This is a genomic window from Thalassospira sp. TSL5-1 (assembly GCF_001907695.1).
Lineage (GTDB): Bacteria > Pseudomonadota > Alphaproteobacteria > Rhodospirillales > Thalassospiraceae > Thalassospira.
Map to the genome: position 1 here is coordinate 580,107 of NZ_KV880637.1, position 13,443 is coordinate 593,549.

The 13,443-nt window shown below is 55.2% G+C and carries 12 protein-coding genes; 9 read left to right on the forward strand and 3 right to left on the reverse strand.

Features of this window, described 5'->3' with window-relative positions; translation table 11 throughout:
* Positions 1-50: 50 nt before the first annotated feature.
* From flgA to flgF, 3 genes are all read right to left on the reverse strand, one after another.
* Positions 51-1,007, reverse strand: a complete 957-nt coding sequence (gene flgA / locus LF95_RS02710; protein ID WP_252509635.1) for a flagellar basal body P-ring formation chaperone FlgA — start codon at positions 1,005-1,007, stop codon at positions 51-53.
* 109 nt (positions 1,008-1,116) lie between these two features.
* Entirely contained in the window at positions 1,117-1,902 is a 786-nt protein-coding gene (gene flgG / locus LF95_RS02715; RefSeq protein WP_073953570.1) for a flagellar basal-body rod protein FlgG, read from the reverse strand.
* Positions 1,903-1,981: 79 nt separating this feature from the next.
* Positions 1,982-2,722 carry a flagellar basal-body rod protein FlgF gene (flgF, locus tag LF95_RS02720; RefSeq protein ID WP_073953571.1) on the reverse strand — a complete coding sequence of 247 codons (741 nt, stop codon included), beginning with the start codon at positions 2,720-2,722 and terminating at the stop codon, positions 1,982-1,984.
* A gap of 570 nt (positions 2,723-3,292) precedes the next feature.
* On the opposite strand from flgF, the gene LF95_RS02725 reads away from it, so the two are divergent.
* The 9 genes from LF95_RS02725 to LF95_RS02765 all read left to right on the forward strand — a co-directional run bounded on the left by LF95_RS02725 (position 3,293) and on the right by LF95_RS02765 (position 13,287).
* Complete coding sequence (locus LF95_RS02725) at positions 3,293-3,832, forward strand: flagellar basal body-associated FliL family protein (RefSeq protein ID WP_073953572.1); 540 nt, start codon at positions 3,293-3,295, stop codon at positions 3,830-3,832.
* A gap of 46 nt (positions 3,833-3,878) precedes the next feature.
* Entirely contained in the window at positions 3,879-5,003 is a 1,125-nt protein-coding gene (fliM, locus tag LF95_RS02730) for a flagellar motor switch protein FliM (RefSeq protein WP_073953573.1), read from the forward strand.
* Positions 5,003-5,665 (forward strand): DUF6468 domain-containing protein, encoded by a 663-nt coding sequence (locus LF95_RS02735; protein ID WP_073953574.1) that lies wholly within the window; start codon positions 5,003-5,005, stop codon positions 5,663-5,665. The genes fliM and LF95_RS02735 overlap by 1 nt, the downstream gene beginning before the upstream one ends.
* Positions 5,666-5,930: 265 nt before the next feature.
* The gene (locus LF95_RS02740) at positions 5,931-6,662 is read left to right on the forward strand and encodes a MotE family protein (RefSeq protein WP_073953575.1); all 732 of its coding nucleotides are present in this window, start codon (positions 5,931-5,933) and stop codon (positions 6,660-6,662) included.
* 244 nt (positions 6,663-6,906) lie between these two features.
* Positions 6,907-7,293, forward strand: a complete 387-nt coding sequence (locus LF95_RS02745; protein ID WP_073953576.1) for a response regulator — start codon at positions 6,907-6,909, stop codon at positions 7,291-7,293.
* Between the two features lie 24 nt (positions 7,294-7,317).
* Positions 7,318-7,980 (forward strand): protein phosphatase CheZ, encoded by a 663-nt coding sequence (locus tag LF95_RS02750; RefSeq protein ID WP_073953577.1) that lies wholly within the window; start codon positions 7,318-7,320, stop codon positions 7,978-7,980.
* Between the two features lie 26 nt (positions 7,981-8,006).
* Positions 8,007-8,864: a hypothetical protein gene (locus tag LF95_RS02755; protein WP_073953578.1), complete on the forward strand. Its 858-nt coding sequence runs from the start codon at positions 8,007-8,009 to the stop codon at positions 8,862-8,864.
* Positions 8,861-9,583 carry an OmpA/MotB family protein gene (locus LF95_RS02760; protein WP_252509636.1) on the forward strand — a complete coding sequence of 241 codons (723 nt, stop codon included), beginning with the start codon at positions 8,861-8,863 and terminating at the stop codon, positions 9,581-9,583. The genes LF95_RS02755 and LF95_RS02760 overlap by 4 nt, the downstream gene beginning before the upstream one ends.
* Before the next feature lie 2 nt (positions 9,584-9,585).
* Complete coding sequence (locus LF95_RS02765) at positions 9,586-13,287, forward strand: tetratricopeptide repeat protein (RefSeq protein ID WP_073953579.1); 3,702 nt, start codon at positions 9,586-9,588, stop codon at positions 13,285-13,287.
* Positions 13,288-13,443 lie beyond the last annotated feature (156 nt).

Consider the following 13,443-nt stretch of genomic DNA (forward strand, 5'->3'; position numbering starts at 1 on the left):
TGCAAAACCGGTTGGTGGCGATTGGCGGAGGATGGGATTGTTTGTCGCGGTTACTGACTCATGGCGGGAATGGCGCGGACATCGTTTTCCGCGGTGACTTCAACCTGAATGGTTTTGTTGCTTTGCAAATTCATCACCCGGATAACATCGCCCAATGACCCGTCTTCCAGAGACTTGCCCCGCGCGGTGAGCGACATATTGGCGGTTTCCAGCCGGATCGTGACAATTGCGCCGCGTTTTACCAAAATTGGCGCGGTGAAATCGCGATTCAGCAGGGGGTCGCCAGGGCCGATGCTGCGGCGGACTTCTTTGCCGATCACATCGGACGGGTCGCGCACCACATTTGATTGCAGCCGGTCAGCGCGAAATTCGCGCATTTCCACCTGATCGGGGCGGATGATGTCGCCGCGCCTAACAGAGTCAACCAGAACGGGCACCTGTTCGATCTGGAAATAACGACCATTCATGCGATAGGTGCGTTGGGCACTGGTGCCGCGCCCGGTGGTCACATCGGCGACAAAACGTCCGGTGCGGCGATTGACATTCAGGCCGGTTACTTCAAGCTGGGCAGGCGCATCAACAGGTAGATGAATGCGAAATGTTTCCCCTCCCAGATCAACGGAAAAGGGCCCGGAGATGCCGTAATCCTGCAGGGCGGCGTGGATGCTATTGGAAATTTCGTCAATGCCGATGGTCTGGCTGTCGCGGGTGACAATAATCTGGTCGCCCGTGGTGCGGGGGCGCCAGCTGACTTTGTATCGCTGGGCAATTCCTGCCAGCCAGCGATAATCCAGTACCGCCTGCTGGCCCGGTTGCGGGGCATGGGCCACGGCAACTTTTTCCTGCTCGGGCGTAAGGCCGCTAAAGATATCCCCCAGGGTGATATAGGTTCCCTCGATACGTGCCTGCGGACGCAGAAAAATATCTGCATCCTGCGCCTGGCCATAGCCGGGCAGCAGGAGCGAAAAAACCATCACTAGGGCGGCAAGAATGTTTCGTGTCATCATGCCCGCGATGTTAGCACCAAAACACCAATGACCGGTAAATCAAATCGCAAAATTGCAAAAGCCGACAAAGTTTGCCTGCAAAGGCGCATTGTCACATTAAGCGGTGGAATTACCGGAGATTGCTGATTGCGCCAAGCATGTCGTTTGTTGTCGAAATGGATTTGGAATTCATTTCATAGGCACGCTGGGCCTTGATCAGGTTGGTGACTTCCTGAACCACATTGACGTTCGAGGATTCAAGATACCCCTGAAGAAGCTTGCCAAAACCGACAGAACCGGCCGTCCCCGTGTTGGGCGTGCCCGAAGCATCGGTTTCAAGAAACAGGTTGTCGCCAAGTGCGCTCATCCCGGCCGGGTTGATGAAGGTGGCAAGCTGGATTTGACCAAGATTTTGCGGGGCCACCTGGCCGTCAATTTCGGCAAAAACTTCACCCGACCCGTTGATGGTCACGGATTTGGCGTTGTTGGGTACGGTGATGCCGGGCTGAATGGCATAGCCATCCTTGGTCACGATCTGGCCATTGCCATCGAGCTTAAAGGTTCCGTCGCGGGTATAGGCTGTTTCGCCGCTGGGCAGGTTGACCTGGAAAAAGCCGCGTCCCTGCAGGGCAACGTCCAGTTCGTTTTCGGTAAGGGTTGGGCTGCCCTGGCCCATATAGCGGCCAATGGCGGCGGTTTTAACACCCATACCAACCTGCACGCCGACCGGCACAATGGTACCCGTGTCCGACGACGGTGAACCGGCGCGGCGCAAATCCTGATATAACAGGTCCTGGAACTCGGCGCGCTGTCGTTTATAGCCCGTGGTGGTCATATTGGCGATGTTGTTCGATGTCACATCCACATTAGTGGATTGTGCCATCATGCCCAGGGCTCCAATATCGAGTGACCGCATTTTTGTCTCCTCATGTCGCGCAAATTGCGCCGTCTTTGCTTGTGGCTCTGCTTTAGGCAGGGCAAATGGGATAGATCAGTTACGCGCGGACATCGCCAAGTTTGTTGATCATGTCGCGCTGACGCTGGTTTTCGTTTTCAATGGTTCGGGTAACCGACTGATAGGTTCGCAGAACATCAATCATATCAACCATCGCCTTGATGGGATTGACGTTGGATTTCTCAAGCGAGCCCTGGACCACACCGGGATTTTCAACCGCTTGGGGTTGCTGATCGGTGTTATAAAGCGATGATCCTTCGGGTTTAAGCTGTTGTGCGTTGTCAAAGGTGGAAACCGCCAGCTTGCCGATCTGGCCAATGTCGGTTGATACCGTGCCATCCCCGGCAATTGTTACCCGCGTGTCCGCCTGGCTGAAAAACAGCGGCTGTCCGGCATCGCTCAGGACCGGGTATCCGTCGGAATTGACAAGCTGACCACCGGGATCAAGCGAGAAATTACCATTGCGCGTGTAGCGCACACCATTAGGTGTATCGATGGAAAAATACATGTCCGGTTTGGTCAGTGCGATGTCAAAATCACGTTCGGTACGCTCGATATTGCCAACCCTCGTGTCGCGGTACTGGCCAATATCCTGGACCAGCGCAATTTTGCGTTCACCGCGAAAGGGGGCGTCCTTGTTGGCCGCCATCCAGTCGGTGAACATCATGTTCTGCTGTTTGTAGCCGTTGGTATCCATGTTCGCCAGGTTCTGCGTGATGGTGTCCATCTTGCTGCGCAGAACACGCTGGCGCGACAGGGCAATATAGGATGTATTTTCCATCTGGCTCTTATCCCGGTTACAGGCAAAAATTTCTGCCAGCTATAATGCGAATGCCGTGCCAGTCTTTTTAAAGATATGAAAATAAAAGAAAAATCACGATGTGGTAAAACTTGCCGTGTCGGTTTTTTCCGGTCATGCGGCAAGAAACGCCCCGGTCCATGACGAATTTTGCAGGGGAGGCGGCAGGGGGCTGGTAAGGAGTTTGGCCCAGGCCCTTTGAGTGCCATAATATTAAGTGCGCTTGTTAAGGGTTGTGATTTGGGCGGTAACCAAGGGGCAGGGGGCTGGTTTGGCAGTCTTTTTGCATTGGCTTGGGTAAATTGCTGGTATTGCGCAATTTTGATCCCAAATGGTAAAGGGACAGGAGATGCCGCTGTTGGTCATGGCTTGCGGATAAGGTGGATGTCACACAGGGTGGGCAGGTGTTGTCGATTGGTGGCGCAGCCCTTATGATGGGCAACGGAATCTTAAGGTTGCCGGGATAATTCTGTCAGGCTGGTGCGCATTTTAAAAGCAAAGTGGCCAGACGGATACGGATCAAGGGCTGTATAAGGCAGACAGGACAGGCTGATGGGTGACGACGTCGACGAAGTAGAAGGTGAAGAAGGTGGCGGCAAGCGCGGCAGTAAAAAGCTGCTGATTGTGATCGTTCTGCTGGTTCTGCTGTTAATTGGCGGGGCCGCAGCGGCCTATTTCACGGGTCTTTTGCAGCCTGTGATCGATATGGTAACAGGTGGCAGCAGCCAGACCACCGAGGAAACGGCATCGGACAAGTCGATCGAGCAGGCACCGGGTGTGCCCGAAAATGTCGGCTTTGTTGATTTGCCGGAAATTCTGGTCAACCTGAATGCCGGGAGTGGCAAGCAGAGTTACCTTAAAATTCGCGTTAGCCTTGAAGTGGCCGATCAGACGATGGTGCCGGAAGTTGAACAGATGATGCCGCGCATTGTGGATAATTTTCAGGTTTATCTGCGCGAATTGCGCCCGGAAGATCTTGCCGGGTCCGAGGGCATGTTCCGTCTGCGCGAAGAATTGCTGATCAGGGTCAGTGCTGCGGCAAAACCCGCGAAAATTAACGACGTCCTGTTTAAGGAAATGCTGGTACAATAGGTTTGTAGCAGTTGATGTGCCGAGAGTGAGCCTGGGATAAACGCCAATGGCCGATGAAGACGATGATGATGCACTCGCCGCCGAATGGGAAGCGATGGCTGGCGGTGGCGAGGATGGAGACGGCGGCGATGATATGGCCGCCGAATGGGAATCCATGCTGGGCGAAGATGGCGGCGAGGAAGAAGACCTTGTCGGCCCCGGTTCCGCGCGTGTGCTCAATCAGGATGAAATCGACAGCCTGCTAGGCTTTGACGATGGCAGTGGTTCGGGCGACCAGTCCGGTATTCAGGCCATTATCAATTCCTCGATGGTGGCGTATGAACGTTTGCCGATGCTCGAAGTGGTCTTTGACCGCCTTGTGCGTATGATGTCCACCTCGCTGCGTAACTTTACCTCGGACAACGTCGAAGTCTCGCTTGATAACATTCTGTCGCTGCGCTTTGGTGACTATCTCAACTCCATTCCCTTGCCAGCCATGCTGGGTGTTTTCAAGGCGGAGGAATGGGATAACTATGGCCTGCTAACGGTTGATTCCGCCCTGATCTATTCGATCGTGGACGTGTTGCTGGGCGGGCGCCGTGGTACGGCGGCCATGCGTATTGAAGGCCGCCCCTATACCACGATTGAACGTAACCTGGTTGAGCGCATGATCCATGTGGTTCTGGGCGATCTTTCCGCCGCGTTTGATCCGCTAAGCCCGGTCAATTTCCGCTTTGAACGCCTGGAAACCAACCCGCGCTTTGCCACCATTGCCCGTCATGCCAATGCTGCCATTGTCGCCAAGCTGCGTATCGATATGGAAGACCGTGGCGGACGGCTGGAACTTTTGATCCCCTATGCCACGCTGGAGCCGGTACGCGAACTGTTGCTCCAGATGTTTATGGGGGAAAAGTTTGGCCGGGACTCGATTTGGGAAAACCACCTTGCCAACGAGTTGTGGCAGACGCATGTTAATTTGCTGGCCGTGCTGGATGAACAGGTCATGTCTTTGGGGGATGTGATCAACCTTGAGGTTGGCAACCGGATGTTGCTCAATACCGGGCCGACATCGCCGGTGGAAGTCCGGTGTGGGGATGTTGCGCTGTTTCGTGGCCTGATGGGGCGAAAAGGGGACCGAATCGCCATTCAGGTGCGTGAACGGGCGCGCAAAAACAAGGAGGAAACCAGCTGATGGATTTCGAGTTTTATCTCGATCTCCTGATGATTGTGCTTTTGGTAGCGACAATCATCTATGCGCTGATGCTTAATCGCAGGCTTGCTGCCTTTCGTCGCAATCGCGAGGAAATGGAGCAGTTCCTCTCGGCATTTCATGCCGCGACCGAACGGGCCGAAATCCTGATTCAGTCTTTGAAGGATATGGCCTCGCAAAGCGGGGATGCGTTGCGCGAGGATATCGAGCGGGCCAGTGGCCTGCATGAGGATCTGTCCTTTATGGTGGACCGGGGCGATGCCATTGCCAATCGCCTGGAAAAAGCAGCCAGCAGTGCCAATGCGGCCCGCAAGGGCTCCGTTGCACCCGAGGCGGGCTACGGAGCGGGTGCGTCCGCTGGTGGGGCAAAAGCCGCGCAAGATGACCGCAATGACCGTGTTGGCATTGAAACCCGGGCAGAAGAACTGGCCGCCCGTATGGTGCGTGATGCGGAAATGAAAAATGGCCGTAATGCCTATGATGGGGAAAATGGCCGAAATTCCGGCCGTGATGAACGGGGTGGGGCACTGTCATCACGTGAGGATCGACGGGCCAATATTCTTGATGATGATGATGCCGACGAAGATGCCGGGCGTTCCGAAGCCGAGCGGGAATTGCTCGCGGCCTTGCGCTCCGTCAGATAAAATGGGGTGATGCCGGCAGGGGAATATCATGCCGGGTATCGTTTTGGGGACTTGAGTGGGGATTTGCGATACTGCCATACCATATTTACCGGGCTCGTTTGACCATTCGGGCTTGTTCCGGTGCCGGTTATGACCCATGTCTAACACTATGGGGCTGTCTTTTTGCGGGCAGTGTGAAAAAGTGGTAGTCAGATTGTACCGTTTATCGCGCCGTCTATCGTGTCGATCACGGTGCATATAATACTGTTGTCGGGTGAGTGATTGAATGTCTTCTTTGCGTATTTTGCCATTGCTGATTTTGGTATCAGGGGTCGTGCTGTCCGTTAAAGTCGCGGATGTCGTGTCGATCTGGCGCGATGGCGGGGATGTGAAAGAAGCGGCTGTCAGCATGGTGCAGGCCGCACGCGCCCAGGATAACACGGGTGATGCGGCGGCAAATGCCGGTGAGCCGGGCCTTGATACCCCGGCGGGGGGCGAGGATGCGGCTGCTGCCAGCAACGAGGAACCGCCTGCTGGTGCGGGCCTTGAAACCCCGGAAGCCCCGCCCAGCTTTGGCGGTGATCCGACGCTGTTTACCCAGGAAGAAATTGATCTTTTGCAAAATCTGTCGGCGCGCCGGGCGGAGCTGGACCGTCGTGAACAGCGCCTGGATGAACGTGAAAGCCTGATTGCCGCTGCCGAAGCCCGAATTGACAGCAAAATTTCCGAAATGAAGCGTTTGCAGGATTCAATTTCGCAATTGGTGGAAAAGAAAGATAAAAAAGATGAAGACCGCATCAAAAAGCTGATTACGGTTTATGAAAAAATGAAACCGAAGGATGCGGCGCGGATCTGGAATGAACTGGACATGAATATTCTGCTGCAGGTTGCCCAGGGGATGCGCGAAGCCAACACCGCTGCCGTGCTGGCCGAAATGACGCCGGACCGCGCCCGGGCCCTGACGACAGAGCTTGCCTATAAGCGCGATTTAAGTACCCTGCCATTGACAAACCAGTAGAATAAAGTCCCTTATTTGTATGGGTGTATTTTGTCGGCCTGTTTCTTTTCACCTTTATGAAACAGGAAAAAAGTGGAAAATAAGCATCCTGATTTTGTGGCGGTTCTTGATTCCAAAGGTCGTAGCGCCCAATTTAACGAAGTGAAAAGCCTTGATTAACCTTAATTAAATAGGTAAATCACAAATATAATGTTCCCTACCAAAGCTGGGTATTTTCCAGATTGACAGCATCATGGAGTGGTAAATGACCGTCGATCCCAATATGCCAATTCTGATTGTCGATGATTACAAAACCATGTTGCGTATCATCCGTAATCTTCTGCGTCAGTTGAACTTCACCAATATCGAAGAAGCAACCGACGGCAGCATGGCGCTGCGTAAACTGCGTGAAAAGCCGTTCAGTCTGGTGATTTCCGACTGGAACATGGAGCCGATGACCGGGCTGCAGCTGCTTAAGGAAGTTCGCGCCGATGCGAAACTGAAGGACCTGCCCTTCATCATGATCACGGCCGAAGCCAAGACCGAAAACGTTGTCATGGCGAAAAAGGCCGGTGTATCAAATTACATCGTCAAACCGTTCAACGCCGAAACCCTCAAGGGTAAGCTGACCACGGTTCTTGGTGATTTCTAAGTCAGAAAAGGGGCACGGGGCATTTTGTCCCGTGATACCGCCGTGGATGATAGCCAGTTACGTGATCTGCTAACGCAGCTCAAAAAGCGTCTCGAAAAAGGCGACCTCAAGATCGAGGAAGTTTCCGGGCTTGTTGAAAGCCTCGCGAAATACCTTCCGGCTGACACTAAAACCGACAATCAGGATGAAAAACGCCTGTTTGGCGAACTTGACGAGCTTTCCAATATCATCCGCAAGATGAAATCGGAAATTGCGTCTTTGCGTCCGGATGACATCAAGGCCGAATATATCCCCAATGCCACCGACGAGCTTGATGCCATTGTCGATGCGACAGCCGGGGCAACCCATGAAATTCTTGATGCGATGGACTCGCTTGAGGAATTTGCCACGACCCTGCCGCCCGAGCAGGCCGAAATTGTGACAAATGCCACCATGCGCGTGTATGAAGCCTGTAATTTCCAGGACATTACCGGGCAGCGCACGACCAAGGTGATCAAGGCGCTCAAGGCCATTGAAGAACGGGTCGAGGGGCTTGTGACCGCATTTGGTGCGGAAATCGCCCGCTATGCCGAGGCCCATCCGCGCAAGTCAAAGGACGAGCGCAAGGGGGATGAAGCCCTGCTTAATGGTCCGCAGCTTGAAGGCAAGGGTGTGTCGCAGGCCGATATCGATGCGATGTTTAATTGACCCTTTGGGCGAAATGATGAACGGGTATGGCAGAAGCAGAAGATGACGCCCCTCAACGCGCAAGTGACTCCGGCGGTGGTACGACATCGTTGTTCTTGTCGCTGTATCTGCTGCTGCTGGCTTTTTTCATCCTGTTAAACACCATCTCGACTTATGAAGAGGTCAAAGCCCGGAAGGTGCAGCAAAGCCTGTCTTCCGCCTTTGCCTCCATTCTGCCGCCCACCACCAGCCTGGATACGGTGACATCGGTGGATGGTCCGCGCATTGCCGCCGAGGAAACCCAGCAAAAACTTGGTGATCTGTTCAAGTCCCCGCTCAATATTGCGCGGGTAGAGGTGCTTCAGCCGGGCAAGCTGCTTGAGGTGATGATGCACACCGACCAGCTTTTTGAGCCGGGAAAAGACACCATTCGCGAACGCCAGCGCGGTTTTGTCGCCAATCTGGCAGCTGCCCTTGCCAATACCAGCGGCGGGGCGCAGTATGAAATGGAAATGATGCTGGGCAGCAATTTGGGCAAACATGGTACTGTGCCGGTTGAAGGCAGCCTGGAAATTTCCCGTGCTGGTGCCTTTGCCCGCGCGGTCATTGCCGCTGGCGCGCCCGCCCGTACCATTGATGTGGGCATTGACCCCAGTGCCGATCCGTTTGTTGTTACCTTCCGTTTTTTCTGGGATCAGACGGCGGCCGCAAAGGCCGCCGCCGTCCGCGCGGCGGAAGCCAAACGTGCCATGCAAATGACGGTTCCGTTGCCTGCCCTGCCCAAAAACAATGTTGGTGGGCCTACCGTGACCATTCCGCTGCCTATGGCATCGCCGGGCGTTGCCTCTGGCGCATCCTCTAACCCGGCATCTGCGCCGGCCACAGCCGGAGGAGGGGGCGGATGATGGACGAACCCAAAAAGGAAGAACGAACCGGCCCACCGGTCTGGATGTTAAGTCTCGCGGATCTGATTTCGCTGTTGCTGACCTTTTTTGTCATGCTGTTCGCGATGTCGAGTGTCAAAGTGGATCGCTGGGACGAAGTGGTGGATAGTCTGTCGCAATCCATCCGTCCGGACCCGGTTGATCCGACGGACGAACCGACCTCGCAAATGAATATTCCGCGGGTTTACCGCAAACCGGCCATGAATCTTGATTATCTAAGTTCGGTGATCGAGGGGGCCATTCGCAAGGATCCGATCCTGCAACAGGCCCGTCTCAAGCATAGTGCCGACAAACTGGTCATTTCCTTGCCTGGGGATGTGATGTTTGTACCTGGCAGTGAAAAACTGGCCGAACCGGCCCGCCAGGCACTGTTTTTGCTCGGTGGTGTGTTGGCCAATATTGGCAATCGTGTGGGGGTGCAGGGCCATACCGACCCACGCCCGGTAAGTGGTGCGGGCCGCTATGCCTCGAACTGGGAACTTTCTCTGGCCCGTGCCGCCGAAGTCGCAAACGAATTAAAAAACTCCGGTTATCTGGATTACATAAATATTTACGGATTTGCGGCATCAAGATACGACGACCTGCCGCGGACCGATGATCAAACCAAGCGCTATGAAATGGCGCGTCGTGTAGACATTGTCATTGAACCCCACGGCGGGAGTGGTGTCGGAGGTTCATAGGGATGCGATTTGGGTTAACGCGACTGTTGCTGGCTGTTGCCGTCGCGACTGCCGGTATGGTGGTCGCGGTGCAAACGGTGCCGGTTGCCTATGCCCAATCTGCCAGCCCGGTCATCATCCGGTCTGGTAATCATGACGGTTACGGACGGATCGTTGTTCAGTGGGACCGTAAAACTGACTATACCGCCGAAATTATCGGCAATCAGCTGGTGGTCCGGTTTAACCAGCCGCTGGTTGCTTCGTTAAGCGGTGTGGTTGATCCAATCAGCGATTACGTTTCCGACGCTTTTTTTGACCCCGATGGCCGCACCGTTGCCTTTGTCCTGCGCGATGATTTTGACGTTCGCGCCTTTAATGTCGGCAATAATGTGGTGCTCGATATCCTTGATAAAAAGGACCCGGAACCGGCACCTCAACCCGCTGCCAATCCGGCACCAACACCAACAAATCCAGCCCCTGCCGAAAGCCCGACGGCCAATACTCCGCCTGCACCGGCAGGTAATCGGGCCGGGGCGACAGGCGGCAATTTGCCAACCCCGGTTCCTAAACCGTCCCAGCCCGCGCAATCTTCTCAACCGGTGCAAACTACCCCTGCAACGCCTGCGCAACCGGCACCCCAGCCCGCACAATCGGCACCTGCACCGGCCACACCGGATGCCAGCGGGCAAAATGTGCCCGGGCTGGAAATTCGTGTCGGGCGGCATCCGACATTTTACCGTCTGGTGTTTGACTGGCCGAAAAACGTGAATTACTCGGTTTCCGGAACTGACGGGCAAAATAACATCGTGTTTGACAGCCCGGCAAAAATTGACGATGTGGCAACATCGCGCCGGTTGCCCCGTGGTGTGACTCTGACGCAAACCGGCACAACACCGCTTTCTGTGCAAATTGCAACCGACCCGGCGCGCAGCCTGCGGCATTTCCGTTCGGGCACCAAGGTCGTGGTCGATATTATGGGGGTCAATGGCTCCCCCCAGGGCGATGAAACCCCGCCTTCTGCACGGCGGGCCCCATCTGCTGGCAATAATACGACCTCTCAGCCCATTACGCCGCCCAATGCACCGCCTGCCGGTTCTGCGTCGGCCACATCCTCTGCCGGGACATCAAAACCGGCTGAAAACGGGGCGGATGGCAGTGCCGCAGCCAATAGCAACACAAATGAACCGCGTAAACTCGGCCCGTCTGCCAGCGGCACGGCGACATCCGGGGCGCCTGAGAGTGCCAGCGCCGAAGGGCAGGCCCCCGCTGTTGAAAGTATTGGTAAAATTCAGGTCGGGGTGACGCAGGATGCGGCCAAGCTGGAACTGACCTTTCCCTTTGGTCGGCCTACCGGGGCAGCGATTTGGGATCGGGCCGGGTTTTTGTGGCTGGCCTTTGATACCCGGGCCGAATTGGATCTGAGCCGCGTTCGCCGCGAAGCCAACGCGGTGATTGGCGTTATTGAACAGCTTGATAGTCCGCAAGGCACGCTGGTGCGCATGACCATCCCCGAAGGTGTTGGGCTGATTACCCGCCAGGACGAATTGGGCGGCTGGGTTGTCACGATGGAAGCCGGGCAGTTACAGCCGGTTGAACGCCTGGGCCCGACCATCGAGCTTGATAACGATACCAAGGCCCGGTTGGCGGTGCCCCTGACCGGCATTCACGGTACCATGACCGTACAGGACCCAGAAGTGGGCGATACCCTGCGTGTCGTGCCCACAACCCAGCCTGGTTATGGCATTGAAAGTGCCCTGCATTACCCGGAATTTGATGTGCTGCCGTCTTTTCAGGGGGTGGTGGTCGCCCCGGTCAATAACCGGGTTCAGGTTTCGCACCGGGCGGGGACAGCCAATCAGGGGCAAATTAACGATCCCTCGGCCCCAGCCACACGCGGCGAGGCGGTGGTGGTTACGGCTGATGACGGGCTGAATATTTCGCCCGAAGGCGCACGGCTGCTGGCATCGGCAACCGGGGTGCGCGCGCGGACCGGTGACGCCGATGAAGGCCGCATTTTCGACCTTGATAAGTGGCGTCGTGGCGGGCTGGATAATTATAATCAGGCCTTGCCCGCCCTGTTGCGCGAAGTGGTCAATAGCGGTGACGAACATCGCAATAAGGCCCGCCTTGATATTGCCCGTTATTATGTTGCCAATGGCCTGGGCCCCGAAGCCAATGCCATGATCGAAATGATGGAACATGACGATCCGCTGATTGGTCAAAAGTCGGAATTTCGCGCCCTGAAAGGCGCGGCCAAGTTCCTCAATGGACAATATGAAGAGGCAGACCGCCTTTTGAATGATCCGCGTTTTGGCGATTTGACAGAAGTTAAATTGTGGCGTGCGGTGAATAACGCGGCGCGCGGCCGCCCCAATGAAGGGGCACGCGACCTGATGGACTCCATTCATCTGCTGGATAAATATCCGCCAGAGCTTTTGATGCGTTTGGGGCCGATTGCTGCTGAACAGGCCCTGCTTGTCCGTAATCCCAAGGCCGGGATGGAGGTCATTCGCAAGGTTCTCGAAACCCCGGAAGCCCCGAAAAACAAGATCCTGGATGTCGAATATCTTAAGGGGTTGTTTGAGCAGGAAGCCGGCCAGTTTGACGAAGCGATTGCAACCTGGGACAAAGTGGCCAATGGCGATAACCGCAAGGCCCGTGCACACGCCATTTTTGACCGCACCGAATTGCTGATGAAATTAAAGCGGCTGACGGTCGAAGATGCCATCGCTCAGCTTGAAAAGCTGCGCTTTGCCTGGCGCGGCGATGATTTTGAACTGGCCGTGTTGCGCCGGTTGGGCAATTTGCAAATCGAAGCCAAGCATTACCGCGATGGACTGAAAACCCTGCGTCAGGCGGCTATTTTCTTCCCCGATAGCCCGTCTACCCCGTCGATAACCGAGAAAATGCACAAAACGTTCGAGGATCTTTATCTCGGCGACGATATTAACAATATTTCGGCCATCAAGGCGGTTGCCCTGTATGACGAATTCCGCGAACTGACCCCGGCAGGCGATAAGGGCGATGAACTGATCCGCCGTCTGGCAGACCGCATGGTGAGCGTGGAGCTGTTTGGCCGGGCCGAGGATCTGTTGCTTCATCAAATCGATTTCCGCCTGACTGGCCATGAAAAGGCGCGGGTGGCGGCACGTTTGGCCCTTGTTTATCTACTCGATAACAAACCCAAACAGGCACTTGATGTGCTGGATTCCAGTGACAGCCCCGAGCTTGGCGATGATCTGGTGCGCCAGCGCCTTCATTTGCGTGCCCGTGCCCTGCTCGATACCGATCAGGGCGAGGAAGCCATGAAGCTTCTGGCTGACGATATGTCGGACGAGGCGGAATTTTTGCGAATCGAATATTACAGAAAACAGAAAAATTACGGTGCAATGGCCGATAGCTTCCAGCGTCTGGTCGGAAGTGACCCGGCGAATATCGTTGACGGCTTTAGCGACCAGCGTGCGCAATATGTGTTGAATTGGGCAATCAACCTGGCAATGGCCGGGCGCGAACGCGAGCTTGATATGGTCAAGCGTCGTTATGGCGGGTTGATGTCGCAGGGACCATACGCCAAGGGCTTTGATCTGATCACATCGGCGCCAACACGGGGCTTGATTGATTATCGTTCGATCGGCAACGAGATCAAGGAAGTCGAGGATTTCAAGGGATTCCTTGGTAACTACCGGGACCAATTGGAAAAAACCCAGCTGAGTGCCATCAATTAGCCTCTCTTTTCTTTAGATTGACGCTGTTGGCCATTTTTGTACCGACATAAAAACGATCGGCTGTGTCGGTCGTCACAGGTCTCTGTGATGGGGATGCTGTATAAGGTCGATGATCAGGGGTCTTGCTGGACAACCGGTATTTGGCTGATAGACAGC